Here is a 26,476-nt window from a genome sequence, read left to right as displayed (position 1 = left end):
GTCTTACCTCCCGCGCGGCAGCTGGTCGTCAGCCACGGCCATCGTCAGACGGCTCCGAGTCGGCAGGGCATTCGTCCTGCGGAGCGCCGCCATCGGCCGAGTCGTCCGGCGGTGAGGCGCGGTGGGCGGACGCGGTTTCGCCTGTGCGGGCGAGTTCGGCGATGAAGTATTCCGGGTCGTCCGGGCCGAAATTCCGTTCGGTGGTGTCCACCGGCATGGCTGGCTCCCATCGTCGTTGTTGTCTTCCTTGGCGTAGGCCCGCCGGGGCATCTTCCGGCGTTCGGCAGAACTCGCCCTGAAGTACCCGGGTCGCGTCGGCGGCCGTCGGGCACCGTCACGGGTACGGCCGGGCAAACAGCATCGAGCCGGGTCCTCATACTGGACCATTTGGACCAAGAGCGACTTATGCTGTGATCAAGTGGACTATATGGTCCATGGAAGCCGGGCGCGGTCGATGAGGCCGAGCTCACGGAAACGGGAGAGCGACTTGTCGACTGACCCCCTCACGGCCGGGCCGCAGGACTACGAACGAATGATGGGCATGGTCACGGGCTTCTGGGTCACCCAGACCGTGCGCGCCGCGGCCCTCTTCAATCTCGCGGATCACCTCGCGAGCGGAACCGACACGCCGGACGCGGTCGCCGCGGCGGAAGACCTCGATCTCGACGCGACTCGGCGGCTCATGCGCACCTGTGCCTCGCTGGGCCTGATGACCAGCGAGGACGGCGGAGCGCGCTACCGAGCTACCTCGCTGCTGAGCTGCCTGGCCCAAGACGATCCGAACTCGTTGCGCGGCTTCGCGATCTCCCAGACCGCGCCGGGTCATTGGCTGCCGTGGGGACTCTTCCCGGACGCGGTGCGCAGCGGTGAGCACCGGATCAAGGCGGCGCACGCCGAAGAGACCATCTTCGACTACTTCGCCCTCCACCTCGACGAGGCCGGTCTCTTCACGGAGTCCATGGGCAATCTGTCGCGCGCCGCGGCTCAGGACGTCGCGGCGGTGCTCGACACGGCGGGCGTCGGGCTCGCCTTCGACGTCGGTGGTGCGGGCGGCGAGGTGATCCGGGCCTTGATGAAGGCGAATCCGGACCTGCGGGGAGGTGTCTTCGACCTGCCGCACATCGTCCCGGACGCCGAAGCCGCCGCGAAGGCCGACGGTCTCGGTGACCGCTTCACCACGGTCGGCGGCGACTTCTTCGAGGACGTCCCGCCGGCCGACCTGTACGTCCTCAAGTACATCCTGCACGACTGGGCCGACGCCGACTGCGTGGGCATTCTGAAGAACTGCCGCGCCTCGCTCCGGGCGGGTGGCAGGGTGGTGGTGATCGACCTGCTCGTCCCCGAGATCGGCGTTCCCGGCCTCGCTCCCTTGATGGACATGGCCATGCTCGACATGACGGGCGGCCGGGAACGCGACACCGCCGAGTTCGACGCGCTCTTCGCCGCCGCGGGTCTGCGCCGCACCAAGATCACCCCGGCCGGCGCCTTCGCCGTGATCGAAACCGTGCCCGTCTGATCGGCCCTTTGCTCGCTTCACCGTTTGCCGATTCTCGGGCGCGGGCCCGATCCGACTTCGGTACTGGAACGACCACGGGAGTGTCGCGAATGGACTTCGAGGAGTACCTGCGGAGAATCGGCGCCGAACGGCCGGCGCACGCCGATCTCGCCTCCCTGCGTGAGTTGCAGCGCCGGCACCTCGAATCGGTCCCGTTCGAGAATCTCGGGCGCTACCTCGGGGAGGAGATCGACCTCACCGAAGCCGGCGTGCTGGAGAAGATCGTGCGGCAACGCCGCGGCGGGCTCTGCTACGAGCTGAACGGCGCGTTCGCCCTGCTGCTCGAAGACGTGGGCTTCGACGTGCACCTGCTCGCTGGGCGGGTGACGCGCGGCGCCGGCGAATGGGGCCCGCCGTTCGACCACCTCGCGCTTCGTGTGGACCTCGACGAGCCCTGGCTGGTCGACGTCGGCTTCGGCCGCTTCAGCCTGCGGCCCCTGCGACTCGGCACCGCCGAGCCGCAGCCTGACCCGCTCGGCAGCTTCAGCGTGCGGCCCGCTCCGGCCGGCGACCTCGACCTGCTGCTGGACGGCAACGTCGTGTACCGCCTCGAACCAGCGCCGCGAGAGCTGGCCGACTTCACGGCCACCGCGCGATTCCATGCGAACTCGCCCGACTCACCGTTCGCGCACGGCCCGACGTGCTCCCTCTGGCGCCCGGGCGGCCGCGTGACGATCGCGGGCCACCGGCTCATCGAGACGACCGACGGCGACCGCGCGGAGTCCGAACTGGAGGACGATCAGGCGATCCTCGAGGCCTACCGCGAGCATTTCGGCTATCGCCTGCAACGGGTACCGCGCGCCTAGGAGCTGTCCTGTAAATCATCGGAGCCGGATCTACCGCATGGTCACCGACAACGGCGCCTGCTACCGCGCGAACGACTTCGCCGCCGTCCTGCGCGGGGCCCGGCATCAGCGGATCACGCCCTACATCCCACGCCACAACGGGAAAGCCGCTGGGGTGGCTGGTCGGTGATCCGCGAGCGCGAAGAGGTCGCTGGCCCTTGCCTATCGGCTGCACGACTCCTAGCATTCGAATGGATTTCGTCCAGAACTTACCAATGGGGGAAAACCGATGAGAAGAGTCAGCATGACCGTGGCCGCCGCAGCGGCTGCTCTTACTCTCGTCGCCGCGCCCACGGTCGCCGCAGCGGCACCGGCCGGCGCAGCTGCCTACCCCACCTCTTACTTCCTGGTAAAGGACGGCACGGGTGGCTACTTCTCCGGCAGGGTCACCTGGTACAACCGCTCCGTCGGCATCGTGGGGTCGTTGAACTCCAGCGGATGCGAGCGGGCCCTCGCGAGGTCGCTGGTGGACACGAAACAGCTTGACGCGAAGAGCACGAGCCTGCGCTGCAATACCGTCACCTCGTTCAACGTTTCCCTTTCCGCGGACGTTCCCGGCGGAGCGAATCGCGTCTATGTCGACCTCACCGACGAGTACGGCACAGTGCTGGACTTCCAGAATTGTTTTCTTGGCTCCGCGGACTGCGTCTAGAAGCTGTCCTGTGAGTCATCGGAGCCAGAGCACGATGGCGGCGATGGTGAGTTCGGCCTGGTAGCAGGCGGCGCGTTTGGCGTAGCGGGTGGCGAGGTCTCGGAACTGCTTGAGCCGGTTGAAGCAGCGTTTCACGACGTTGCGCTGCTTGTAGGCCTCAGGATCGAACGTGGGTGGTCGCCCGCCGCGGGAGCCTTTGGCCGTGCGGCGGGCGATCTGGTCATGGCGCCGCGGGCTGACAAAATTGATCCGCCGCCGCATCGCCTCACGGGTCGAGGGAAGCGAATACGCCTTGTCCGCGATCACTGCGTCCGGTCGCGACCTGGGGCGACCCGGCCCGGAGCCGGGCGATGCTGATGCCGTTGAGCAAGGGAACCAGCTGCGGAATGTCTCCGGCTTGGCCCGCGGTGAGCAGGAACCGCATCGGCAGGCCACGCCCGTCGACGGCGAGGTGGATCTTCGTGCTCAGCCCGCCGCGGGACCGGCCGAGTTCTTCCCCGTCGACGACGATGGCTTCGACCTCGTCGCTGCATCCCCTTTTTTTTCGGGCGCCGGCCGAGTGCCGGTGCGCTCGGACAACACTCGAATCCACCGAGACGACCCACTCGGGATCACCAACGGCGTCGTCTTTGACAATGACGTGGTCGAGGATCTTGTCCCAGGTGCCGTTCTTGGTCCACAACCGCAACCGTTCATGCGCGGTCTCCCACAGCCCATAACGTTCGGGCTGGTCACGCCACGGAGCACCGGTGCGCAGCTTCCACAGGATCGCATTGATCACCTGGCGGTGATCACGCCATCGCCGGCCACCACCGGACACCGGCGGCAACAACGGCTCGATCACCGCCCACGCCCGATCCGTCAGCTCACCCCGCCCAACCACCGCACACGATTACCAGACCCACAGCTCAACCACTTACAGGACACGCCCTAGCCCCGTCACGAGCCGGCCACGCCGCCGAAGCGGGCCGGGCCTACGGTTTCCAGCCGAGTTCCGGGCCGAGGTTCGTGGCGATGTCGGTGAGGATCTGGACGTAGTCCTCGTGGTCGAGGGTGAACGGCAGCGCGAAGGCGACCTCCCGGACCTCGCGGAAGGCGCTGTCGGCGTAGAGGCGCTCGGCGATTTCGGCGGAGGTGCCCACGAGGTCTTCGGCGAAGGTCAGGCCTCCCGGGGCGTTGATCTTGCCGACGCGGGGCAGCCGGGAGGCGGCATAGGCTTCGTACTTGGCCCGCTGCTCGGCAGACGCGCTGTCGGTCGGGATGACCACGAGGCCCTGGGACACGCGGGCGTCCTCGCCAAGAGGGTGGTGGGCGCGGAACTCGCGGATGTGCGCGGCCTGGACGGCGGCGAAGTCGACGTCCTCGGAATCCGGGGCTTCGACGCGGACGACGTTGCTGCACAGGAGGTTCATCCGGTGCTCGCCGGTCCAGCGAGCCGACCGGAGGCTGCCGCCGCCGTACCACATCCGGTCGGCCAGGCCGGCGGCGTGGGGCTGGACGCGGTCGGAGTACTCCTCGATGCCCTCGGTGCCGTCGAAGGTGGTGGCCTTCTCGCCGCGGATGAAACGCAGCAGCCGCTCGACGCGTTCGTAGCTGAAGTCCTCGGCGTCGGCCGTGTCGGGGTAGAGGGCCGGCGCGAGCCGGTCGTAGTGGCGCGGCGGGCCGACGCTGAGGCCGGGCTGCAGGCGGCCGCGGGAGAGGACGTCGACGGTCGCGAGATCTTCGGCCAGCCGCAACGGGTTCTCCCAGCCGAGCGGGATCACGGCGGTCCCGAGGTCGATGCGGCTGGTGCGCTGCGAAGCGGCGGCCAGCAGCGCGACCGGCGACGAGATGCCGAACTGCAGGTGCCGGTGGCGCACCCAGGCGCTGTCGAAGCCGAGTTGCTCGCCGAGCTCGATGATCCGCAACGTCGACTCGTGCCCGGCGCCCGGATCCCGTTCGTCGAACAACCCGATCGTGAGGAAGCCCAGCTTCTGCAACGGTTCCGAAGCGAGTGGCACGGTTGTTCCTCCTGGGCTCCATCGGTGAACCCGACGGGATCTCGTCGAAACCGGAGTGATCGCGAGGTGCCTGGGCCACGAGCTCGACACCACGACCAAGATCCCATCATGCCCACCACCGCGGCCGTCGTCACTGATCTCGCGGGGTGAAAGGGGCCACAATGGACAAACGCTACGCGACGGGAAGGCGCCGACCTCGGTAAGACCGGACGCACCGGTGGACGCGAAAACCTCGGCGCGGTCAGCGTGATCGCGCGACCCGGCGAGGGAGCTGTGATGGCTGCGACCTACTTGGGCATCGATCTCGGTACGTCGGTCACCAAGGCCGTGGTCCTGGACGAGAACGGCACGCAGCTGGCCGCGCGGACCCGACGGACGAAGCTGCACCGCCCGGCCCCCGGTCACTTCGAACAGGACCCGGAGGAAGTGCTCCGCTCGGTCGCCGACGTCACCCGTGCGGCGGTTGCCGCCGCGGGCGCCACCCCCGGCTTGATCGGGCTGACCGGTCAGGGAGACGGGGTGTGGCTCACCGACGAGCACGGACACGCGGTGCGCCGTGCCGTCTCCTGGATGGACGCCCGGGGCGCATCGACGCTGCGCCGTTGGCGCGACCAGGGCGTGGTGGCGAAGGTCTTCCGGCGGACGGGCAACGCGATCTTCCCCGGGTCGGCGGCACCGATCCTGGCTTGGCTGGAGGAACACGAGCCCGCCAGCCTGGACCGGGCCGCAACCGCCGCCTACTGCAAGGACTTCGTGATGCAGCGGCTGAGCGGACTGCGCGCCACGGACGCTTCGGACGCCTCCCTGCCGTTCCTCGACCCGGTCACTCGCGAATACGACCAGGACGTGCTGTCGTGGTGCGGGCTGTCGCACCGCGCCGACCTGCTCGCCCCGATCGCGAAACCGCTGCCCGGGGGCACGCTCACGAACGCGGCCGGTGACCTGCTCGGCCTGCCCGCGGGAACGCCGATCTCCGCCGGACCGTTCGACCTGCCCGCGAGTGCGCTGGGCGCCGGAGTCACCGCACCCGGCGACGGACATCTGACGGTCGGCACCACACTCGCCTGCCAGGTGGTGGTCGACGCCGTGCGGACCACCGGGGAGCCCGCCGGCATGACGCTGGCGACGCTCGAGCCGGACCGTTGGCTGCGGGCCATGCCGGCGACGGTCGGCACCGCCGCTCTGGACTGGGTGCTGGACTTGGTCGGCCGACCCGTGGACGCGGTGGAGGGTCTGCTGTCCGACAGCCCGCCTCTCGCCCGGGGCGTGACCTGCCTGCCGTACTTCTCGCCGGCGGGGGAGCGAGCTCCGTTCCTGGAACCCGGTGCCCGCGCGAGGGTCGACGGCTTGACCCTCAACACCGACCGAGCCGATCTCGTGAGGGCCACCTGTGAAGCGGTGGCTTATGCGGCCCGGCACTGCTTCGCGGCGGCCGGGTTGACCGGAGAGATCACCCTCGGTGGCGGAGGCACGCGCAGCGCGGCCTGGTCACGCATCTTCGCCGACGTACTGGGTCGGCCCGTCCGGCTGGCCTGGGACTCCGAGCCGACCGCGCGCGGAGCTGTGCTGGCCGCGGCCCACGCGGCGGGGCACCGGCTCGATCCGATCGCGTGGACGGCACCGACCCGGGTGATCGAGCCGGACTCCGAGCGTGCGGCGCGATACGACGACGGTTTCGCGAACTTCCTCACGCGGGTGTCCGCGGCCCGCGCGTCCTGGCAGGAGACCGGCACCGATCACACCACGACCCGGCCCGCGGAAGGACAGCGTTGAGCACCGAACGCGCGAACCTCAACCCGAGGCAGCGCGCGCGAGCGCTGCGGTCCCTGGCCGAGCGGACCTTCGACCTCGTGGTGGTCGGAGGCGGCATCACCGGGGTGGGCACGGCCCTGGACGCGGTGAGCCGGGGGTTGTCCGTGGCGCTGGTGGAGCAGGGGGACTGGGCGTCCGGCACGTCGTCGCGGTCCGGCAAGGTGTTCCACGGCGGGTTGCGCTACCTGGAGCAGCTCAACTTCTCACTGGTCCGCGAGGCGCTCCGAGAACGAGACCTGATGGTCGACCGGCTGTGTCCGCACCTGGCGAAGCCGGAGCCGTTCGTGTTCCCGTTTCGCCGTCGTCGGGAGCGGCCGTACGTCGGCGCCGGGGTGCTGCTCTACGACCTGCTGCGGATGACCGGCACCCGGAGCGTGCCGGGCCACCGGCATCTCACCCGCGCCGGCGTGCACCGCGAGCTGCCCGGTCTGCGGCCGGACACGATCACCGGTGGGGTCCTGTTCCACGACGTCCGGGTCGACGACGCTCGCCACACCCTGACCGTGGCCCGTACCGCGGCTGATCTCGGTGCGCAGCTGGCCTCGAGAGTCCTTGTGACGGGCCTGCTCGTCGAGGGCGGTGTGGTGCGCGGTGTGCGGGCGCGCGACCTGGACGGCGGCACCGGCCTGGTGGTGCGCGCCCGCGCCGTCGTGAACGCGACCGGCGTGTGGGCCGCGCAAGTGCAGGCGATGAGCGGGCGGCCGACCATCTCGGTCACGCCGTCGAAGGGCGTCCACCTGGTGGTGCCCGGCGACCGGTTCGAGGGGCGCGCCGGTTTGATCGCCAAGACCGACGACAGCATCTTCCTGATCCGGCGCTGGTTCGGCTTCTGGCTGATGGGCACCACGGACACGAGATGGGAGCATGACCGCGACGACCCCGCGGCCACCCGCGCCGACACCGACTACCTGCTCGGCCAGGCCAACCGCTGGCTGCGGCGGCCGTTGCGCGACGCCGACGTGATCGGGGTCTACGCCGGGCTCCGCCCGCTGGTCAGCGGGCGCACTTCCCGTACCGCCGGCCTGTCTCGCGACCACTCGGTGCTCACGGGGCCGCCCGGCCTGACCACCGTGGTCGGCGGCAAGTACACCACCTATCGGATCATGGCGAGGGACGCCGTCGACGCCGCCACTGCCGCTTGGGCGCAAACCGTCCCGCCTTCGGAGACCGAAAGACTGCCCATCCTGGGCGCCTCGGGGTACTCCGCGTTGCTCGACCAGCGGCGCGCGCTGGCGGCGGAGACCGGGTTGAAGGTGTCCCGGATCGACCACCTCCTGGGCCGCTACGGCACGCTCACGCCGGACCTTCTCGACCTGATGGCCGACCGGCCCGAGTGGGCCCGCCCGGTGACGGGCGCGTCGCACTATCTGACCGCGGAGCTCCACTACGCCGCCCGGAACGAAGGCGCGGTGCATCTCGACGACGTGCTGGAGCGGCGAACCCGAATCTTCATGGAGACGCCCGACCGAGGGTTGGCTGCCGCACCGTACGCGGCCGACGTGCTGGCCGAAGAGCTCGGCTGGGACGACGACCGGCGAGCCGCGGAGGTGGCGCGGTACCGGTCGGCGCGGGAGGCCGACCGGCGTGCGCTCGCCGCGGCCTCCGACGACGACGCGGTGAACGCACGCCGGTCCCTGCGGAGCTGACGCGGCTCGGGTGCACAGTTCCGGATCGGCAGATCTTACTGCCCGATCCCACCTCGGCCCGTTGCCTGATGAGGTCGCGGTTTCCGCGGGGTAGTCGATCACCCGAGGGACGAGCTTACGGTGGACCGCATGCGAACGGTGGTGGATGGCAAGGCGATGCAGGACGCACACGGCTTTCTGGCAAAGCTGCGCGAGGCGGCGCCGGTGTGTCCGGTTTCGGAGGCGCGCCAGGCGACGGCGGTCCTGGTGACCCGGTACGAGGATGTGCGGGCCCTCGTCGGCGACAGCCGCGTCCGCCACGACATCCGGTCGAAGGCCGAGCAGGAGGCTGCGGCCGAGCACCGTGCGCTCACGCCGCGGGAAGAGCTGATGCACCGGGCGATCGGCATCAGCATGCTCTACCGTGACCCGCCCGACCACACGCGCCTGCGCAGGCTGGTGAACCGGGCCTTCACCCCGGGCGCGGTCCACCGGCTCCAGCCGGATCTCTCGGCGGTGATCGACGAGCTGATCGCCGGGTTCGCCCCGGACCGGCCGGTGGACCTGGTGGCCGAGTTCGCGGTGCCGGTGACCACGTTCGCGATCTGCGAGCTGCTCGGCATCCCGCAGGGCGACCGCGGCGTGTTCTGGGGCTGGGCGCAGGCGATCAACGACGCGGAGGCCGGCGACGCGTATTACGAGGCGCTCGCCGAAGCCGCCGAGTACCTGAGCGCGCTGATCGAACGCAAGCGCGCGGACCCGGGGCCGGATCTGCTCTCGGAACTGGTCGCGGTGTCCGATGAGGACGGTGATCGGCTGAGTGCGGACGAGCTGGTCGCCACTTCGGTGCTGCTGTTGATCGCCGGACACGACACGTCGGTGCACCTGATCGCCAACGCCGTGCTGTGCCTCTTGGGCGCGCCGGACCAGCTCGCGGAGGTGCGCGCCGATCTTTCGCTGGTGGACAACGTGGTGGAAGAGGTGCTGCGGTACGAGTCCCCGGTGAACATCCTGCCGCCGCGGTTCGCCGGTTCGGCGATCGAGGTGGCGGGCGGGACCGTTCCCGAGGGCGAGACGGTGCTGCTGTCGGTGCTCGCGGCCAACCGCGACGCGGCGGTGTTCCCGGACCCGGACCGCTTCGACATCACCCGCCCGACCGCCGGTCACCTCGCCTTCGGCCACGGCATCCACTACTGCCCGGGTGCGCCGCTGGCCCGGCTGGAGGCTCGCCTCGCCGTGGCCGCCTTGGTCACGTGCCTTCCGCACCTGCGCCTCGCCGTGGCCCCGGACGACCTCCGCTGGCGCGACAGCACGCTGATGCACGGCCTGGAAAGCCTGCCCGTCCGGACCGGGCCGTGACCCCTCTTCGGTAAGAACCGATCGCCGACCGACGCCAGTAGTGAGCCGAGCCAGAGAGGGAGTCACGTGAACGAACCGACTGTGCACCTGAACTCCGCGTTCGAGGTTCCGCCGCGGACGATGCGCGCGCCGGCGGGTCGGCGCGAGTGCGCGGCGCTGGTGTTCGAGCTGATCGGCGGTTACGTCGAGGACGATGCCGACCGGGTCGCGCAGATCGCTCGTCGGGTCGACCGAAGCGGACGGGTGGGCGAGGTGCTCGCCGAGGCGACGCGGTTCGCGGCGTACCTCACCGCCGAGGCGCGGGCCGCGGGTGTCCGGCTGAGGGCTGGGCAGATCCGGAGGGGCGTGCTCTCGCGGCTGGCCGCGACGGTGCCACCACACCACGAGCTGGCGGTGTCGACGGCCCTGGACGCGCTGTTCGCAGGTCGGTTTCCCGCCGCGGCCGCCGCGTTCGGTGACGGTCCGGCGGGAGACCTGATCGCGCTCCACGCGCTGACCGCGTTCACCGCCATGCTCGGCGTGCGGGTGTCCGAGCCGGGCGAGTTCACGTCCGCCAACCTCGCGGCCTTGGCGTCGGTCCTGCACCCGCGCGCCTGACCGCGCATCGCCCGTGACGGCTGTGCACAGTCGGCGTTTTCTCGGCCCCGGTCAGGAGGAAGCGGCTTCCCCCGCCGCGAGTGCTTCGGCTTCGGCGTCGTAGTCGTGGAGCCAGGCGAGTGCGTCGGAGTGGGTGCGTAGTTCGGTGTCGCGCTTCGGGACCGAGCCGGTGGTGCCGTAGAGGGTGCCGGCCACGCGGGACTGGTGCTGGACGCGCGTGGTGCGCGGGCGGCGCACCGACTCGTAGAGGGCGAGTGCGGAGGGCACGTCTGCCGGAGTGGCGTCGGCCAGCAAGAGGGCGACGGCGGAGGCGTCCTCAATGGACTGATTCGCGCCTTGGCCCAGGTGGGGCAGCATGGGGTGGGCGGCGTCGCCGAGGAGGGTGAGGTGGCCGGAAGTCCAGCGGGGCAAGGGAGCGCGGTCGTAGAGGCCCCAGCGGAACGTGGTGTCGACCTGAGCGAGCACGGCCGAGACCAAGGGGTCCCAGCCGGCGAACTCGGCACGGAGGGCGGCCGGGTCACCGGGCGCGGACCACGACTCGCGAGGACGAGCGGCGGAGGCGGACCGGGGCTCGCGCGCACGAACATCCGGGACGGGTGAAGTATCCCGTGCGGGGTCGTCGGCCGGGACGAAGGCGACGTAGTTCAGCAGGCGGCCGGCGCGGATCGGATAGACCAGGAAGTGCTTGCCGGCGCCCAACCAGGTGCGGGTGGCGTTGCGGGGCCACTGCGGCACCCGCTCGCTCGCGACGACACCGCGGTAGGCGACGCTGCCGGAGAAGACCGGCGGCGTCGGGGTGGTCACGAATCGCCGGAGGGACGAGTGGATGCCGTCGGCGGCGATGATCGCGTCGGCGGCCACGCTCGGGCCGTGCGCGAAGTGCGCGGTGAGGTGGTGCTCGTGCTGGGTGACGCCGACGCAGCGGTGGCCGGTGCGCACCACGTCGTGGGAAAGTTCGGCCGAGAGCGCCGCGACGAGGTCGGCGCGGTGCAGGCCGATGGTGGGGTTGGCGGAATCCTCACCGACTGCCAGTTTGCTGACGACGGTGCCGTCGGCCCGGCAGAAGAGGCCGTCGAGCAGGGGAGTGGCGCACTCGCCCAGTCGGAGGCCAAGGCGGTTGAGCAGGCGGTGGCCGTTCGGGGTGAGGCCGACGCCGGCGCCGACTTCGGTGAACGCCGGGGCCTGTTCGTAGAGGCGGACGTCGAGGCCGCGGCGCAGCAGCGCGAGGGCGGCGGTGAGTCCGCCGATCCCGCCGCCCACCACTGCCACCCGCAGGGGGGTCATGGTCGTGTTCTCCTGGAGTCGATCGGCGCGGATCCCGCCGCGACCGGCAACGCCGTCGCGGATCTGCCCCGGCGTCGAAAACGGGGCTGGTGAAAGGGGGCCGGTGAACGGGACTGTCTAAAAGGGACTGTTTACGAGAGCCGACGGCGCCATTCGGCAACGTGGTTCCGCTTGCCCTGAGAATGGGTTCGGGTGAACCCAGTAAAGCAAACGATCGCTCGTCCACGTCAAGACGTTCAGGCAATTCATCACACCGCGGTAAGAACCGACGTTCGACGCCCGACCGTGTTTTCGGTTCATTCCCCGCGAGAAGGGATCGCTCATGATCGGTTCGTCCCCCGCCCAGGCCTACCACGAACTGGTGGCCCGCGTGCTGCCGCAGGCCGGGGCGCAGCGCCCGTGGCGCAGCGAAGACGGTCCGCTGCCGACGTTGTTCGTCAGCCACGGTGCCCCGCCGACGCTCGATCATCCGTTGTGGCTCAACGATCTTTACGTCTGGGGCCGGAGCTTCCCCAGCCCCGCGGCATCGTGATCGTGTCCGCGCACTGGGAGAGCGCGCCGCTCGCCATCAGCAATCCGGTCGCCGGAACGCCGCTGTACTACGACTTCGACGGATTCGACCCGCACTACTCCACGCTGCCCTACGCGACGCCCGACGCCACCGCACTCGCCCGGCGCGTGATCGGAGCCGCGGCCGACACCACCGAGGTGCATCAGCACCCGGACCGTGGTCTCGACCACGGTGCGTTCATCCCGCTGATGGCGATGTACTCGGCGGCGGATGTCCCGGTCGTGCAGCTCAGCATGCCCAGTCTCGACCCGAAAGCGTTGTTCGACCTCGGAAAGCGGCTGCAGCCGTTGCGAGAGGAAGGCATCCTCGTGATCGGGTCCGGCTTCATGACCCACAGCTTCGAGGCCGCGCGCAACCCCGCACTGGCGGGACACACCCGTGCCTTCGACGCCTGGGCCGCCGACGCCCTCGACCGCGGTGACGTCGACGCCCTCCTCGACTACCGCCGCAAAGCACCGAGCGCCGACATCGCGCACCCGACCGCGGATCACTTCGTCCCGCTCCTGCTCACGCTCGGCGCCGCCGGCGATCCCGGCGCGACCGTGATCACCCGGGTCGAGCGGATGTTCGGCAACAACTCGACGCGTTCGGTGCAGCTCGCCTGACGATCGAGGCGGTCGGTCCCGGCCGAACGAGACGGCGAGGGTAAGAAGTCGCCGCAACCAGGCGCCTACTCTCTGAAGCGATCTTCTCGATCGGGTTGCCGTCTCCTGCCTCGATCGGGTCGAAGTCAGGCGTCGGCTCGCGACCGGCTCCGACCTTCAGGTGACCGAACGGGTGGCGGGGGCACGACTCGACGGAACCCCACCCTGAATCGCTTCACCGTCCCATGCGTCGGGTGACGCGTACCGAGTACCGACTCCGAGTAGGAGAATGATGGGTTTCACCGCAGGAAAGGTCACCAGACCTTTCACCTTCGTCGCGGCTCTGGCCGCCGCCCTGCTCCTGACTTCCACGACTTCGAGCTCCGCGACACAGGGCGAGAACGACGAGCAGGTCTCCACGGCGGCGCAGTCGTCCTCGTTCTACCCGCAGTCGCGACCGCCTGCCGGCTTCCAATCCGAGTTCGCGGAAGTGAACGGCTTCCAGATGCACTACTTTCGGGGCGGAAAGGGCTCACCTTTGGTGATGTTCTCCGGGTTCCCCGAGGATGCGCTCGAGTGGCGGCAACAGATGACGCCGCTCGCCGAGAACCACACCGTGATCGCCATCGATATGCGTGGCGTCGGGCTGTCCGAGGTCGTCAAGGGCGGTTACGACACAGCGCAGCTGGCGAAGGATGCGCATCAGCTACTGGTGCAGCTCCATCTCGACAAGGGCGTCCAGGTGATCGCTCACGACCTCGGTGAGTGGGTCGCCTACGCCTACGGTGCGCAATACCGGTCGGAAGTGCGGAGCATGGCCGTGATGGAAGCCACCATCCCGGATGACAGCTGGTACCAATACCCCGTGCTCAGTCCCGACCCGGACCAGCCCGAGCCGTGGCACTTCGGCTTCTTCCAGCTGCCGCTGGCCGAGAAACTCATCGCCGGTCACGAGCGTGACCTCGTCCACGACCTGATGCTGGAGTACGTGGCGGGCGACAAGTCGCCGTTCACGGATTCGGACTTCGACTACTACGCCCACTTCTTGAAGCAGCCCGGCCGGCTGGCCGCCTTCTTGAGCATCTACCGCGGAATTCGCACCGACATTCAGCAGAACAAGGAGTTCCTGGCTCAGGGCAAGCTGCAGATGCCCATCCTCGCGATCGGTGGTGAGCGTTCCTTCGGGTCGGAGGTCCCCGATCAGTGGAGTCAGTACGCCTCGCATGTGGAGGGACATGTCCTGAAGGGTTCGGGCCACTTCGTGACGCAGGAGAGGCCGCAGGAAGTGACGTCGTTGCTGAAGTCCTTCCTGCAGAAGTGACTTTCACCGTCGAGCGGCGGATCACCACGATCCCGGCGACGTAGGTTCGCGCTGGCGGCGACTGCAGCGCCACCAGCGCGAACCAGCGGGCCACGTCGGGTCTTTCGTTCTCACAGAGGGGTTTTCGAGTTGACCAGTGTTCCGGTACTGAAGTTGAACAACGGTGTGGAGATGCCGCAGCTGGGGTTCGGCGTGTTCCAGGTGCCGCCCGCCGAGACGAAGGCCGCGGTGAAGACCGCGCTCGACGCCGGTTACCGCAGCATCGACACCGCCACGGCCTACGGCAATGAAGCGGCCGTCGGCGAGGCGCTCGCCGAATCGGGCATTGCCGCGGACGAGCTGTTCATCACCACCAAGCTGTGGAACAGCTCGCAGGGCTACGACGAGACCTTGCGCGCGTTCGATTCCAGCATGACCGACCTCGGTCTCGAGCGGCTCGATCTCTACCTGATCCACTGGCCGTTGCCCGCGCGCGACAAGTACCTCGACACGTGGAAGGCGCTGGAGAAGCTCTACGTCGACGGTCGTGTGCGTGCGATCGGTGTGTCCAACTTCCAGCCGGCACACCTGCGCCGGGTGCTGGACGAGGGGAACGTCGTGCCGGCCGTGAACCAGGTGGAACTGCACCCGTACCTCGTCCAGGCCGACGTCCGCGCCTTCGACGCCGAGCACGGTATCGCCACCGAAGCCTGGAGCCCGCTCGCCAAGGGCGGCGCGCTGCTGAGTGAGCCGGTGGTGATGCGGACGGCCGAACGCCTCGGCCGCACACCCGCCCAGGTGGTGCTGCGCTGGCACCTGCAGCTCGGCAACGTGGTGATCCCCAAGTCCGTCACGCCCTCGCGCGTCGCGGAGAACTTCGACGTCTTCGGCTTCACCCTCGCCGACGCCGACGTCGCCGCCCTGTCCGCGCTGGACCGCGACGGGCGCACCGGCCCGGACCCGGACACGTTCGACCTGGGGTAACCCGGTCGAGCGCGGGAGACGAACCGGGCGGACTCCCCTCGGGGAGTCGCTCGGTTCCCTCTTCCGGTGTCAGCCTTTGACGAGGTCGATGACGTGGCCGAAGGTGAGCTCCGACGCGAGCGCCGTCAGGTCTCCCTTCACCAGCTTCGCCGCGGCCGTCCTCGTCGCGTCGAGGGCGTGCGTGTACGGGTCGACTCCCAGGCTGATCCGGCGGACCCCGATCGCCTGCAACTCCTCCAGGCTCACCCCGTCCGACGGGCTGACGAGGAGGTTGACCGGTTGGGGGGCGACCGCCTCGACGACCGTCCGCACGGCGGCGAGATCGGGAAGGTTCGGCGCGTACAGGACGTCGGCTCCTGCTTCCGCGAAGGCGGTGAGGCGGCGGATGGTGTCGTCGAGATCGGCGATCCCCCACAGGAAGTTGTCCGTGCGGCCGGTCAGAACGATCCGGCCCCGCGCGGCCGCGGCGGCCGCCTCGATGCGGCGGACCGCGTCGTCGAAACCACGAATCGGGTGGGCGGAGTCACCGGTGGTGTCCTCGACCCCGAGGCCGGCCAGGCCCCGGGCGACGGCGGCGTCGACGGTGGCCCGGACGTCCTCGGGAGTGTCGCCGTAGCCGTCCTCGAAATCACCGTTGATCGGCAGGCCGCTCGCCGAGGTGAGGAGCGCGGCGTGGGCCAGGTGTGTGTCGCGGGTGACGGCGTGGATGCCGTCGAGCCGGCCCAGCGTCGCCGCGAAAGCCGCCGACGAGGTCGCGATCGACTTGAACCCGGCTTCCTTGAAGAGCAGGGCCGAGGGGGCGTCCCAGGCGTTGGGCATGATGAACGGGCCGGTGCCGCGGTGGAGTTCGAGGAACTGTTCGTAGCGAGTGTGCTGCGTCGTGTCGGACATGGTGCTGCTCAGGCTTCTTTCTGCGGTTCGGCGGTCGTTCGGGTCTTGGCCGGGCCCTGGGTTAGTGCCGGTTCGCGGCGTCGTATTACGGCTGAGCGCGATGCGGACCGGGCCAGGTTCAGGGTTGCTCAGGCGAAGGTGAAGAGCCGGCCGGGCTCGAAACGCGAGATCGGGGTGGTGTAGGCCTTCGTGGTGTCGGGGTAGCCGAGTGCGAGCAGCACCGTGGTCGTGTGCCCGGTCTCGCGGATGGCGAACGCCTTGTCGACGCTCGCCGGGTCGAACCCCTCCAGCGGCATGGCCTCGACGCCGAGCTCGGCCGCCGCCATCATCGTCATCCCGAGCGCCATGTACGTCTGCTTCTCCATCCAGTGGTTCAGATCTTTGTAGCCGTAGTTGCGCAGGTTGAGGAAGTCGCGGGTCATCGATTCCCAGTGCGACTGCTTCGCGGGGTCGGGAAACCGGCTGTCCGCCCGTTCCTTGTCGAACACGGCCTCGAGGTGTTCGTCGGGCACGTCCACGCGAGTGGTCATGATGATCGCGTGCGAGGCGTTCATGATCTTCTCGCCGTTGTCGGCGAAGCGTTCGCCCAGATTCTCCGCGAGCTGCCGCTTTCCTTCGTCCGTGCCGAGGACGTAGAAGTGGTTGGGCTGCACGTTCACCGACGTCGGCGCCGAGCGCAGGAACTTGAGCAGCTGCTGCAGTGTTTCTTCCGGAATCGTCCGGCTTCCGTCGAAGTACCGCGTGAGGTGCTTGGTCATCAGCTTGTCGAGGTCCATGTCGATCTGCCTTCTTCTGGGGTTGCCGTGGTGAAAATGCGGGAGTGGGTAACGGGATTCCGTGCTCAGGCTGCGGTGTTGGCCGCCCCGGCGGCGGGGATGTCGACGTCGGTCCGGTTGACGTTGTTGAGGAAGTTGGTGAGCAGGAAGACCACCGCGACCGTGACGATCGCCTGGATCTGCGCATCGGTGTAGCCGGCGCCGCGCACTGCCGCGAGGTCGGCGTCGCTCACCTGTCCGCGGGTTTCGACGACTCGCTGCGCGAAGCGCGCCACCGCCGCGCGCCGCGGGTCGGTGGAGCTCCCGGCGCGGGCCAGTTCGATGTCGTCGTGCGCCATGCCGCCGAGTTCGGAGGAGACGTAGGCGTGCATGGCCTGGCAGTAGTCGCAGCCGTTGGCTTGGGAGACCGCGAGTGCGACCGTGTGCCGGGTCTTCGCGTCCAGAACCCGGCCGATCTTGCCCTGCAGGGTCATCACGATGTCGAGGACGGCCGGGTTCGCCGCCAGGGTCGCGAACATGTTCGGCACGAAGCCGAACTGCGCGCGGACACCGTCGAGAGTGGCCTGCGCCGCGGCGGGAACCTCGTCGGCAGTGGGGGTGGTCAGTCGGGACATGGCTTCGGCCTCCGTTGAATCGGGTCGTGATCCTCGACGGTGGCCGTGAGTGCCACCCTCGAACTTTTTTGGGCTTGCCAGCCCACTTTCTGAAGTGAACACCATCGGCGAATGGGCTGTCAAGCCCAGTTTTTGGTAGGGTGGGGACATGACCACGGATTCGGGCCCTGCGCAGCCCCACAAGCTCACTTCCAAAGGGCAGGCGACGCGCGCCCGCATCCTCGAGCACGCGGCCGATCTCATCTACACCGAAGGTGTGCACGCGACGAACAACGAGCAGCTCCGCCGCGTCGCGGGCGTGAGCGGCTCGCAGCTCAACCACTACTTCCCGAACAAGGAGAGCCTCGTCCTCGCCGTCATCGACTGGCAGGCCGGCAGTGTCCTGGGCTTCCACCGCAGCGAGAAGTTCGACGGCTTCGACACGATCGACGCGTTCCGGGAGTGGGCGGACTTCTACGTCGCCCACGGCCGGCCTTTCGAGGACGGCTGCAGCCTCGGCTCGCTGGCGAGCGAGATCGTCAAGACCGACCTGGACGTCCACGAGCAGCTCGCCGCCACGTTCGAGCAGTGGCGGGACATCTTCCGCGACGGACTCGAGCGGATGCAGCGCCTCGGCCGTCTCGACGCCTCCGCCGATCCCACCCGGCTCGCGCACGCGCTCCTCGCCGCGTACCAGGGTGGCATGCTCCTCGCGCAGATCGCCCGGGACATCACGCCGCTGCGCGACGCCCTTTATGCCGCGGTCGACCACGTGGCGACTTTCGTGACGTCGCCGGACGCGTGAAAATCCGGACCTGAAGAGTGGACTCTGTGGTCCTGTTTCGGGTGTAGGGTGCTGACGCGGCCGTGCTGCCGCAAGCGACACCGTCGTTTCGCGACAACTGAGGGCACTTGTCACATCGGGGAGAACGGATGACCACTGAGGACGTGCGGCGCGTCGACATGAAGGTCGAGGTGCTGGTGCTTCCCGTCGCGGACGTGGAGCGCGCGAAGGAGTTCTACGGCCGGCTCGGGTGGCGGCCGGACGAAACCCCGCCCGGGGTCGTGCAGTTCACGCCGCACGGGTCGGCGTGTTCGGTGCAGTTCGGTGCCGCGCTGACCGACGCCGAACCCGGGTCGGCCAAGGGATACCTCGTCGTCGCGGACCTCGTGGCGGCGCGGGACGCGCTCGTGGCGGCCGGGGTCGAGGTGGGGGAGATCTTCCACGTCGGGCGCGGTGGGCGCGAGGCGGGTCTCGATCCGGACCGCGGGACGTACCGGTCGCGCGCGACGTTCGCCGATCCGGACGGCAACCAGTGGTTGCTGCAGGAGGTCACGAGCCGCCTGCCGGGCCGGGTGGACCCGGCGGAGGCGACGTTCTCTTCGGCCGGCGACCTCGCCGCCGCTCTGCGCCGCGCCGAGGCCGCGCACGGCGAGCACGAGAAGCGCACCGGCGAGCGCGACGAGAACTGGCCCGACTGGTACGCCGCGTACATTGTTGCCGAACGGACGGGCACGGAGCTGCCGACCTGAGCCGCTGGGGAGTCGGATCAGGGCGCGGGCCGGACCGGGTCAGTGCCGGCCCCTTCGGTGCGGCGCTCGTCGCAGGCCGACGGTTCTGCGCGTTCGAGCTGTGCGTACTGCCCGGCTGACCCGGCGGTGAGTCTCCTCGAGGACTGCTTGGTCCCGTTGTTGCTAGGAAGGTCGTAGCTGCTCGTCCACGGCGGCGGCGGACGACCGGAGGGTGGGTCGGGCAGCGTCGCCGTGCGTGGGGTCCTGGTGATCGCCACTGCGGAGGGGAAGGCCCTGTGACCACGGAATCGCACGCCCGGAAACGGGACGCCGCGGCCACCAAGGCGGCGCTGCTCGACGCCGCCCAGGAGCTCTTCGCCGAGCGCGGCTTCGACCGCACCACCGTGCGCGACATCGCCGGCCACGCCGGCGCCAACCAGGCACTGCTCTTCCGCTACTTCGGCAGCAAAGAAGCCCTCTTCGAAGCCGTGATGACCCGCGGCTGCTACGTCCGGCTCGACGCCACCCCACCCGAACGGCTCTTCGCCGAAACCCTGCGCGGCCTCCTCGACGACGACTCCGAACGCCGCGACCGCTCGCTGGAGACCTACCTGCGCTCCACCGGCAACGACGCCGCCGGCGCCGCCCTGCGCGAACAACTCGGCGACGCCTACGGCCAGGCACTGGCCTCGCTCACCGACGAACCCGACGCCGCCCTCCGCGCCGACCTCGCCCTCGCCTGGCTGCTCGGCATCGGCCTCGTCCGCGCGGTCACCCGGAAAGACCCGCTCGCGAGCGCCTCGGCAGACGACGTGGCCCGGCTGACCGGACCCGCGATCCGCACTCTCTTGGCCCGCAGCGAATAGCCGTCGGCCCTCGGCCGACTCGGCCGGACGGCGCAGCTCGCCGGCGCCCTCAAACCCAGTTAGTCACGATTCACTCAATTCGACGGCAGCTGAATGACCTCGGTCGCCCTGGACTGTCAGAGCTGCCTGGTCAGGTGCCCGTCCGCGTCCTCGCTTGCCAAAGCCGCCGTAGTGAACCACTATGCACTAGCGTGCTCGACGGACGAAGGAGTCGGTGTGGACTTTCAGGAGGCCGCGGAACACAGGGATCTCCGGGACACGGTGCGGGCGATCGCCGGGAAGTTCGGGCCGGACTACTACGTCCCGCGGGCCGAGGCCGGCGAGCCCACCGCCGAACTGTGGGCCGAGCTGGGGCGCAACGGGTTCCTGGGGATCAACCTGCCGGAGGAGTACGGCGGCGGTGGCGCCGGGCTGGCCGAGCTGGCGATGGTGTGCGAGGAGACCGCGGCCGCGGGCTGTCCGTTGCTGCTGCTCATGGTGTCCGCCGCCATCTCGGGCGAGATGATCTCCGACTACGGCACCACTGAGCAGAAGCAGCACTGGCTGCCGCGCATGGCTTCCGGCGAGGCGAAGGTCGTCTTCGGCATCACCGAGCCCGACGCCGGGTCCAACACCCACCGGCTCTCGACCGTCGCGGTGCGGGACGGCGACGACTTCGTCCTCAACGGCACCAAGCACTACATCTCCGGCGTCGACGAGGCCGAGGCCGTCCTGCTCGTCACGCGAACCGGCCGCGACGAAACCACCGGACGCGCGCGGCTGTCACTGTTCCTCGTGCCCACCGACACCCCCGGCTTCGTCGCGACGCGGCTGCCGGTGTCGGCGAAGCTGCCCGAGAAGCAGTTCGTGCTGCACTTCGACGACCTGCGCCTGCCCGCGAGCGCCCTGATCGGCGAAGAGGGCAACGGCTTCCACCAGGTCTTCCACGGGCTCAACCCGGAGCGCATCACCGGCGCGGCCGTATGCGTGGGCATCGCGCGCCACGTGCTGGGCCAGGCCGCGGACTACGCGTCGACGCGGGCCGTGTGGGACGTGCCGATCGGGCAGCACCAGGGCATCGCGCACCCGCTCGCGAAGGCCAAGATCGAGACCGATCTGGCCGCGCTGATGACGGCGAAGGCGGCCTGGCAGCACGACCACGGCGAACCGGCGGGCGAAGCCGCCAACGTGGCCAAGTACGCGGCGGCCGAGGCCGCGGCCGCCGCCGTGGACGCGGCGATCCAGACGCACGGCGGCAACGGGTTCGCCACGGAATACGGCCTGCTGCCGTACTGGGGCATCGCGCGCCTGCTGCAGGTCGCGCCGGTGAGCCGGGAGATGGTCCTGAACTACGTCTCCCAGCACAGCCTCGGGCTGCCCCGGTCGTACTGAGCCCGAGACCAGCGAGCCGAGAGAAACGGACCACCGCGAGATGACCACCGTGTTGCGGTCCGCGTTGAACACCGCGGACGAGACCTTCCAGACCAACCTGAAGCACCAGAAACAGGTGCTGGCCGAGCTCGACGAGCAGATCCAGGCGGCCATCGCGGGCGGCGGGCCCCGCTACCAGCAGCGCCACCGCGACCGCGGCCGCCTGCTCGTGCGCGAACGCATCGAGCTGCTACTCGACCGCGACGCCTCGTTCCTCGAACTGTCGTCACTGGCGGCGTGGGGCACGCAGTTCCCGGTCGGGGCCTCGGTGGTGACCGGGATCGGCGTCGTCTCCGGCGTCGAGTGCGTGCTGATCGCCCACGACCCGACCGTGCGCGGCGGGGCGATGAACCCGTACTCGCTGAAGAAGACGTTGCGAGCGCTGGAGATCGCCCGGATCAACCGCCTGCCGGTGATCAACCTGGTCGAGTCGGGCGGTGCCGACCTGCCCACGCAGTCGGAGCTGTTCGTGCACGCGGGCAAGATCTTCCACGACCTCACGGAGCTGTCGTCGCTGGCGATCCCCACCGTCGCGCTGGTGTTCGGCAACTCGACCGCGGGCGGCGCCTACGTGCCCGGCATGTGCGACTACGCGGTGATGGTCGACGGCCAGGCCAAGGTCTTCCTCGGCGGCCCGCCGCTGGTGAAGATGGCCACCGGCGAGGACGCCGACGACGAGGAGCTCGGTGGCGCGGCCATGCACGCCAAGGTTTCCGGGCTGTGCGACTACTTCGCGGCCGACGAGCGCGACTGCATCCGGATCGGGCGCCAGATCGTCGCCGAGTTCACCTGGCGCAAGCTCGGCCCCGGCCCGTCGCTGCCCGCCGACGAACCGCTGTACGACCCGGAGGAGCTGCTCGGCATCGCGCCTTCCGACATCAAGGTGCCCTTCGACCCGCGTGAGGTCATCGCGCGGGTGGTCGACGGATCGCGCTTCGGTGAGTACAAACCCTTGTGGGGCACCAGTCTCGTCACCGGCTGGGCCTCGGTGCACGGCTATCCGGTGGGCATCCTGGCCAACGCGCGCGGCGTGTTGTTCAGCGAGGAGGCCAAGAAGGCCAGCGAATTCATCCAGCTCGCGAACCAGACCGACACGCCGTTGCTGTTCCTGCAGAACACCACGGGCTACATGGTCGGCAAGAACTACGAGCAGGGCGGGATCATCAAGGACGGCTCCAAGATGATCAACTCCGTGGCCAACAGCAAGGTCCCGCACATCACGGTGAACCTCGCCGCGTCCTTCGGGGCCGGCAACTACGGCATGTCCGGCCGCGCGTACGACCCGCGGCTGATGTTCGCGTGGGCGGGCTCCAAGCTGGCGGTGATGGGGGCCGCGCAGCTGGCCGGCGTGATGTCCATCGTCGCGAAGCAGTCGGCCGCGGCCAACGGCCGGGAGTTCGACCTCGAAGCGGACGAGCGCAACCGCGCGGCGATCGAGGCGCAGATCGAGAAGGAATCGCACGCGTTCTTCGTCACCGCGCGGCTCTACGACGACGGCCTCATCGACCCCCGCGACACCCGCACCGTGCTCGGCATCGCGCTGTCCGCCGCGCACTCCAACATCGTCGCCGGCCAGCGTGGCTACGGCGTCTTCCGGATGTGAGGACCACCTTGGAGACCAGCCGGACCACGCCGGGCACCCGCCCGATCCGGAAGCTGCTCGTGGCCAACCGCGGCGAGATCGCCGAACGGGTCATCCGCTCCGCGCGAGCCCTGGACATCGCCACCGTCGCGGTGCACTCCGATCCCGACGCCGACGCGTTGTTCGTCGAGGCCGCCGACGAAGCCGTGCTCCTGCCCGGCTCGTCGTCGGCCGAGACCTATCTGCGCGGCGAGCTCATCGTCGAAGCCGCGCTGGCCACGGGCGCGGACGCGATCCACCCCGGCTACGGGTTCCTCTCCGAGAACGCCGACTTCGCGCGCCGCTGCGCCGACGCGGGGCTGGTCTTCGTCGGGCCGCCGGTCGCGGCGATCGAGGCCATGGGGTCGAAGATCGCGGCCAAGGAGCTGATGGCGAAGGCCGGCGTTCCCGTGCTGCCCGGCGCGACCATCGACGACACCACCGACGTGACCGCGGCGACCCTGACCGGGATGGCCGAGGGCATCGGCTTCCCGCTGCTGGTCAAGGCGGCCTTCGGTGGTGGCGGGCGCGGGATGCGGATCGTGCGTGCGGCCGAGAACGTCGTCGAAGCCGTGACGAGCGCGCGGCGGGAAGCGGCGTCGGCGTTCGGCAACGGAACCGTGTTCCTGGAACGGTTCGTGGAGAACCCGCGCCACGTCGAGGTGCAGATCTTCGGGGACGCGCACGGCACCGTCGTGCACCTCTTCGAACGCGAGTGCTCGATCCAGCGCCGGTACCAGAAGATCATCGAGGAAGCGCCGTCGCCGGCCGTGGACGCGGCGCTGCGCAAGCAGCTCGGTGACGCGGCCGTCGCGGCGGGTGCCGCGATCGGGTACACCGGCGCGGGCACCGTGGAGTTCGTGATGGCGCCGAACGGGGAGTTCTTCTTCCTCGAGGTCAACACGCGCCTGCAGGTGGAGCACCCGGTCACCGAGGAGATCACCGGCCTGGACCTCGTCGCCCTGCAGCTGAGCGTCGCCGAAGGCGCGCCGCTGCCGGTGGAAGCCACGGAAGCCGTGATCACCGGCCACGCGGTCGAAGCGCGCCTCTACGCCGAGGACCCCGCGGCGGACTACCTGCCGGGCAGCGGCACGCTCCACCGCTTCCGGATCCCCGCCCTGCCCGGGGTACGCGTCGACACCGGCGTCCGCGACGGCTCGGTGGTCGGCACGCACTACGACCCGATGCTCGCCAAGGTCATCGCCCACGGCCGCACCCGCGCCGAAGCCGTGCGCAAACTCGCCAGAGCCCTCGCCGAAGCGCAGATCCACGGCCTGGTCACCAACCGCGACCTGCTCGTGGCCATCCTGCGTGAAGCCGAGTTCGCCGCCGGCGCGACCGACACCGGCTACCTCACGCGCCACGAACCCGCCGCGCTGATCGGCGTGCCCGGCAAGGAGGCGGTGACCGTGCACGCGCTGGCGGCCGCCGTCGCGAGCCAGGCCGAGCGACGGGCCCGGGCCGAGGTGCAGCGGGTCGTGCCGACGGGGTGGCGCAACGTCGCGAGTGCCCCGCAGCGCGCCGAGTACCGCCTCGGGGACACCGACGTCGACGTCACCTACCGCTTCACCCGCCAGGGCCTGGACGCGCACGTGGACGGGTCCCCGGTGGACGGTCTCGCCGTCCTCGACGCGCGTCCGGACCGGGTGGACCTGCGCGTGAACGGGATCCGGCGCACGGTCCACGTGCACCAGGTCGGCGACACCGTCCACTGCGACAGCGTGCTGGGCGGCACGACCTTCACCGAACGGCCCCGGCTGCCCGAGCCCGGCACGGACGCCGCGCCCGGTTCGTTGCTGGCGCCCATGCCGGGCACCGTCGTCCGGGTCGTCGCGGAGCAGGGACAGCACGTCGAGGCCGGCGCGGTGATCGTGGTGTTCGAGGCGATGAAGATGGAGCACTCCGTGCGCGCGCCGGTCGCCGGGCTCGTGGCCGAGCTGTCCGTCGAGCTCGGCCAGACCGTCGAATCGGGCGAGATCGTCGCCGTCATCACCGAAGAGGAGGCCGGATGACCCCCGTGCGCTACGAGGTGACCAACGGCGTCGCCTGGCTCACCATCGACCGCCCCGAGGCGCGCAACGCGTTGAGCGAGGCGGTCCGCAAAGGACTGTTCGACGGCGTGCACCGCTTCAACGCCGACGACGACGCGAAAGTCCTCGTCCTGACCGGCGCCGGCGACAAGGCGTTCTGCGCCGGCGGCGACCTCAAGGAGATGAACGAGACCGCGCTGACCGTGCCGCCCCCGGACTTCCTTCCCCAGTTCGGGCGCAACGTCGACGTGCCGAAGCCGACGATCGCCGCGGTCAACGGGATCGCCTACGGCGGCGGGTTCCTCCTCGCCCAGCAGTGTGATCTCGTGGTGGCCGCCGAGCACGCGCGCTTCGCCGTGTCGGAGGTCAAGGTCGGCCGCGGTTCGCCGTGGGCGGCGCCGTTGTCCTGGCTCGTGCCGCCGCGGGTCGCGCTGGAGATCCTGCTGACCGGCGACCCGGTCAGCGCCGCGCGGGCGCAGCAGCACGGCCTGGTCAACGACGTCGTCCCGGCGGCCGACCTGCGCGAACGCGCGCAGCAGCTGGCCGAGCGCATCGCGGCCAACGCGCCGCTGTCCGTGCTCGCCGCGAAGCGCACCGCCTACCTGTCGGCGAGCCACCGCCGGACCGAGGCCTACGACCTGGCCGAGGAGATCTGGGAACCCGTGTACCTGTCGGCAGACGCGCAGGAAGGCCCCTTGGCCTTCAAGGAAAAGCGCACGCCGGTCTGGCAGGGCCGCTGACGTGGCCGTTTCGATGGGACAGGTGCTCGACGACCTCGTCGCCGAGACCCGCGTGCTGCAGGACCTCGTGGCGGACCTCGACGACGTGGCGATGTCCCGGCCGACCCCGGCGGTGGGCTGGACCGTGCGCGACCAGCTCACGCACCTCGCGTACTTCGACGAGACGGCGACGCAAGCCGCGGTGAACCCCGCCGCGTTCCGGCTCGCCGCCGACGCCCTCGTGGCCGGCGGCATGGACTTCCCCGACCGGGTCGCCGCCGACCACGCGACGCTGGCCGCGGAAGCCGTCCGCACCTGGTTCGACCGGACGCGCCGCGAGTTCGTCACCGTCTTCCGCGACCTCGACCCGAAAGCGCGGCTCCCGTGGTACGGCCCGGACATGAGCGCCCTGTCCTCGGTCACCGCGCGCCTGATGGAGACCTGGGCGCACGGCCAGGACGTCGCCGACGCGCTGGGCCGCGACCGCGAGCCGACCGACCGGCTGCGCCACATCGCGCACCTCGGCGTGCAGACCACCGCGTTTTCCTTCGCCCTGAACGGAAAACCCGCACCGGCCGAGCCGATCCGGGTCGAGCTCACGGCCGCGTCCGGTGCCGGGTGGACGTGGGGTCCGGCCGAGGCCGCGGACCGCGTCACCGGGACCGCGCTCGACTTCTGCCTCGTCGTGACGCAGCGCCGCCACCGCGACGACACCGCTCTCGAAGTGGCGGGCCCGGTCGCGACCGAGTGGCTGTCGGTCGCCCAGACCTTCGCCGGCAGCCCCGGAACCGGGCGAGCGCCCCTGAACCCCGCGGGAGGACCCTCGTGACCACGACCGGCGGCCGCGCCGTGCGCATCGGCAACTGCTCCGGCTTCTACGGCGACCGGTT

General features: G+C 70.0%; 26 protein-coding genes and 1 pseudogene. 20 read left to right on the top strand and 7 right to left on the bottom strand.

All coding sequences use genetic code 11. The features are described 5' to 3' along the window. Nucleotides 1–28: 28 nt before the first annotated feature. Nucleotides 29–217, bottom strand: a complete 189-nt coding sequence (locus VSH64_RS18815) for a hypothetical protein (RefSeq protein WP_326836921.1) — start codon at nt 215–217, stop codon at nt 29–31. A 270-nt stretch (nt 218–487) separates the two neighbouring features. Between VSH64_RS18815 and VSH64_RS18810 the strand changes: the two genes are divergently transcribed. From VSH64_RS18810 to VSH64_RS18795, 4 genes and pseudogenes are all read left to right on the top strand, one after another. Further along, complete coding sequence (locus VSH64_RS18810; protein WP_326836920.1) at nt 488–1,516, top strand: methyltransferase; 1,029 nt, start codon at nt 488–490, stop codon at nt 1,514–1,516. Between the two features lie 89 nt (nt 1,517–1,605). Continuing rightward, nucleotides 1,606–2,361 (top strand): arylamine N-acetyltransferase family protein, encoded by a 756-nt coding sequence (locus VSH64_RS18805; protein ID WP_326836919.1) that lies wholly within the window; start codon nt 1,606–1,608, stop codon nt 2,359–2,361. Between the two features lie 28 nt (nt 2,362–2,389). Then, a pseudogene (locus VSH64_RS18800) lies at nt 2,390–2,506 on the top strand (IS481 family transposase); the annotation flags it as partial. Nucleotides 2,507–2,644: 138 nt separating this feature from the next. Further along, the gene (locus tag VSH64_RS18795) at nt 2,645–3,052 is read left to right on the top strand and encodes a hypothetical protein (protein WP_326836918.1); all 408 of its coding nucleotides are present in this window, start codon (nt 2,645–2,647) and stop codon (nt 3,050–3,052) included. A gap of 15 nt (nt 3,053–3,067) precedes the next feature. Here the strand turns inward: VSH64_RS18795 and VSH64_RS18790 are convergent. Both VSH64_RS18790 and VSH64_RS18785 read right to left on the bottom strand, forming a co-directional pair. Continuing rightward, nucleotides 3,068–3,935, bottom strand: a protein-coding gene (locus VSH64_RS18790) for an IS5 family transposase (protein ID WP_326836917.1) whose coding sequence is annotated in 2 segments (ribosomal slippage) — nt 3,068–3,385 and nt 3,387–3,935 — 867 coding nt in all. Because the reading frame shifts where the segments join, the coding sequence is not laid out codon by codon here. A 91-nt stretch (nt 3,936–4,026) separates the two neighbouring features. Next, nucleotides 4,027–5,052, bottom strand: coding sequence for an LLM class flavin-dependent oxidoreductase (locus VSH64_RS18785; RefSeq protein WP_326836916.1), 1,026 nt, complete (start codon nt 5,050–5,052; stop codon nt 4,027–4,029). Between the two features lie 276 nt (nt 5,053–5,328). Between VSH64_RS18785 and VSH64_RS18780 the strand changes: the two genes are divergently transcribed. The 4 genes from VSH64_RS18780 to VSH64_RS18765 all read left to right on the top strand — a co-directional run bounded on the left by VSH64_RS18780 (nt 5,329) and on the right by VSH64_RS18765 (nt 10,445). After that, a complete protein-coding gene (locus tag VSH64_RS18780) occupies nt 5,329–6,825 on the top strand; it encodes an FGGY-family carbohydrate kinase (RefSeq protein ID WP_326836915.1) in 1,497 nt (498 codons plus the stop codon). Further along, a complete protein-coding gene (locus VSH64_RS18775; RefSeq protein ID WP_326836914.1) occupies nt 6,822–8,510 on the top strand; it encodes a glycerol-3-phosphate dehydrogenase/oxidase in 1,689 nt (562 codons plus the stop codon). The genes VSH64_RS18780 and VSH64_RS18775 overlap by 4 nt, the downstream gene beginning before the upstream one ends. Nucleotides 8,511–8,639: 129 nt before the next feature. Then, a complete protein-coding gene (locus VSH64_RS18770; protein ID WP_326836913.1) occupies nt 8,640–9,848 on the top strand; it encodes a cytochrome P450 family protein in 1,209 nt (402 codons plus the stop codon). Nucleotides 9,849–9,914: 66 nt separating this feature from the next. Next, nucleotides 9,915–10,445 (top strand): hypothetical protein, encoded by a 531-nt coding sequence (locus VSH64_RS18765; RefSeq protein ID WP_326836912.1) that lies wholly within the window; start codon nt 9,915–9,917, stop codon nt 10,443–10,445. Nucleotides 10,446–10,496: 51 nt separating this feature from the next. Here the strand turns inward: VSH64_RS18765 and VSH64_RS18760 are convergent, their stop codons facing one another. Beyond that, nucleotides 10,497–11,729, bottom strand: coding sequence for an FAD-dependent oxidoreductase (locus VSH64_RS18760; RefSeq protein ID WP_326836911.1), 1,233 nt, complete (start codon nt 11,727–11,729; stop codon nt 10,497–10,499). 322 nt (nt 11,730–12,051) lie between these two features. Here VSH64_RS18760 and VSH64_RS18755 point away from each other — a divergent pair, with 322 nt between their 5' ends. From VSH64_RS18755 to VSH64_RS18740, 4 genes are all read left to right on the top strand, one after another. Next, nucleotides 12,052–12,261 (top strand): hypothetical protein, encoded by a 210-nt coding sequence (locus VSH64_RS18755; RefSeq protein ID WP_326836910.1) that lies wholly within the window; start codon nt 12,052–12,054, stop codon nt 12,259–12,261. Between the two features lie 2 nt (nt 12,262–12,263). Then, on the top strand, nt 12,264–12,905 hold the full coding sequence (locus VSH64_RS18750) for a DODA-type extradiol aromatic ring-opening family dioxygenase (protein WP_326836909.1): 642 nt from the start codon (nt 12,264–12,266) through the stop codon (nt 12,903–12,905). 271 nt (nt 12,906–13,176) lie between these two features. Further along, nucleotides 13,177–14,205 carry an alpha/beta fold hydrolase gene (locus tag VSH64_RS18745; protein WP_326836908.1) on the top strand — a complete coding sequence of 343 codons (1,029 nt, stop codon included), beginning with the start codon at nt 13,177–13,179 and terminating at the stop codon, nt 14,203–14,205. A 129-nt stretch (nt 14,206–14,334) separates the two neighbouring features. Next, nucleotides 14,335–15,168, top strand: coding sequence for an aldo/keto reductase (locus VSH64_RS18740; RefSeq protein WP_326836907.1), 834 nt, complete (start codon nt 14,335–14,337; stop codon nt 15,166–15,168). A 69-nt stretch (nt 15,169–15,237) separates the two neighbouring features. On the opposite strand, the gene VSH64_RS18735 is transcribed toward VSH64_RS18740, so the two are convergent. The 3 genes from VSH64_RS18735 to VSH64_RS18725 all read right to left on the bottom strand — a co-directional run bounded on the left by VSH64_RS18735 (nt 15,238) and on the right by VSH64_RS18725 (nt 17,449). Beyond that, nucleotides 15,238–16,059: an isocitrate lyase/PEP mutase family protein gene (locus VSH64_RS18735; RefSeq protein ID WP_326836906.1), complete on the bottom strand. Its 822-nt coding sequence runs from the start codon at nt 16,057–16,059 to the stop codon at nt 15,238–15,240. 128 nt (nt 16,060–16,187) lie between these two features. Continuing rightward, nucleotides 16,188–16,835 (bottom strand): nitroreductase family protein, encoded by a 648-nt coding sequence (locus tag VSH64_RS18730; protein WP_326836905.1) that lies wholly within the window; start codon nt 16,833–16,835, stop codon nt 16,188–16,190. A gap of 65 nt (nt 16,836–16,900) precedes the next feature. Then, a complete protein-coding gene (locus VSH64_RS18725; protein WP_326836904.1) occupies nt 16,901–17,449 on the bottom strand; it encodes a carboxymuconolactone decarboxylase family protein in 549 nt (182 codons plus the stop codon). Between the two features lie 148 nt (nt 17,450–17,597). Here VSH64_RS18725 and VSH64_RS18720 point away from each other — a divergent pair, with 148 nt between their 5' ends. From VSH64_RS18720 to VSH64_RS18685, 8 genes are all read left to right on the top strand, one after another. Further along, nucleotides 17,598–18,233 (top strand): TetR/AcrR family transcriptional regulator, encoded by a 636-nt coding sequence (locus tag VSH64_RS18720; RefSeq protein WP_326836903.1) that lies wholly within the window; start codon nt 17,598–17,600, stop codon nt 18,231–18,233. Nucleotides 18,234–18,361: 128 nt separating this feature from the next. Further along, nucleotides 18,362–18,961: a VOC family protein gene (locus VSH64_RS18715; protein WP_326836902.1), complete on the top strand. Its 600-nt coding sequence runs from the start codon at nt 18,362–18,364 to the stop codon at nt 18,959–18,961. A 275-nt stretch (nt 18,962–19,236) separates the two neighbouring features. Beyond that, nucleotides 19,237–19,806: a TetR/AcrR family transcriptional regulator gene (locus tag VSH64_RS18710; protein ID WP_326836901.1), complete on the top strand. Its 570-nt coding sequence runs from the start codon at nt 19,237–19,239 to the stop codon at nt 19,804–19,806. A gap of 216 nt (nt 19,807–20,022) precedes the next feature. After that, nucleotides 20,023–21,177 (top strand): acyl-CoA dehydrogenase family protein, encoded by a 1,155-nt coding sequence (locus VSH64_RS18705; protein WP_326836900.1) that lies wholly within the window; start codon nt 20,023–20,025, stop codon nt 21,175–21,177. Between the two features lie 40 nt (nt 21,178–21,217). Continuing rightward, a complete protein-coding gene (locus VSH64_RS18700; protein WP_326836899.1) occupies nt 21,218–22,819 on the top strand; it encodes an acyl-CoA carboxylase subunit beta in 1,602 nt (533 codons plus the stop codon). Between the two features lie 8 nt (nt 22,820–22,827). After that, nucleotides 22,828–24,849 carry an acetyl/propionyl/methylcrotonyl-CoA carboxylase subunit alpha gene (locus VSH64_RS18695; protein ID WP_326836898.1) on the top strand — a complete coding sequence of 674 codons (2,022 nt, stop codon included), beginning with the start codon at nt 22,828–22,830 and terminating at the stop codon, nt 24,847–24,849. Next, a complete protein-coding gene (locus VSH64_RS18690) occupies nt 24,846–25,607 on the top strand; it encodes an enoyl-CoA hydratase/isomerase family protein (RefSeq protein WP_326836897.1) in 762 nt (253 codons plus the stop codon). The genes VSH64_RS18695 and VSH64_RS18690 overlap by 4 nt, the downstream gene beginning before the upstream one ends. 1 nt (nt 25,608) lies before the next feature. Continuing rightward, nucleotides 25,609–26,415, top strand: coding sequence for a TIGR03084 family metal-binding protein (locus tag VSH64_RS18685; RefSeq protein ID WP_326836896.1), 807 nt, complete (start codon nt 25,609–25,611; stop codon nt 26,413–26,415). Nucleotides 26,416–26,476: the final 61 nt, after the last annotated feature.

The sequence above is a fragment of the Amycolatopsis rhabdoformis genome, from assembly GCF_035918295.1.
Lineage (GTDB): Bacteria > Actinomycetota > Actinomycetes > Mycobacteriales > Pseudonocardiaceae > Amycolatopsis > Amycolatopsis rhabdoformis.
This window is presented reverse-complemented; position numbering and strand designations above follow the sequence as displayed.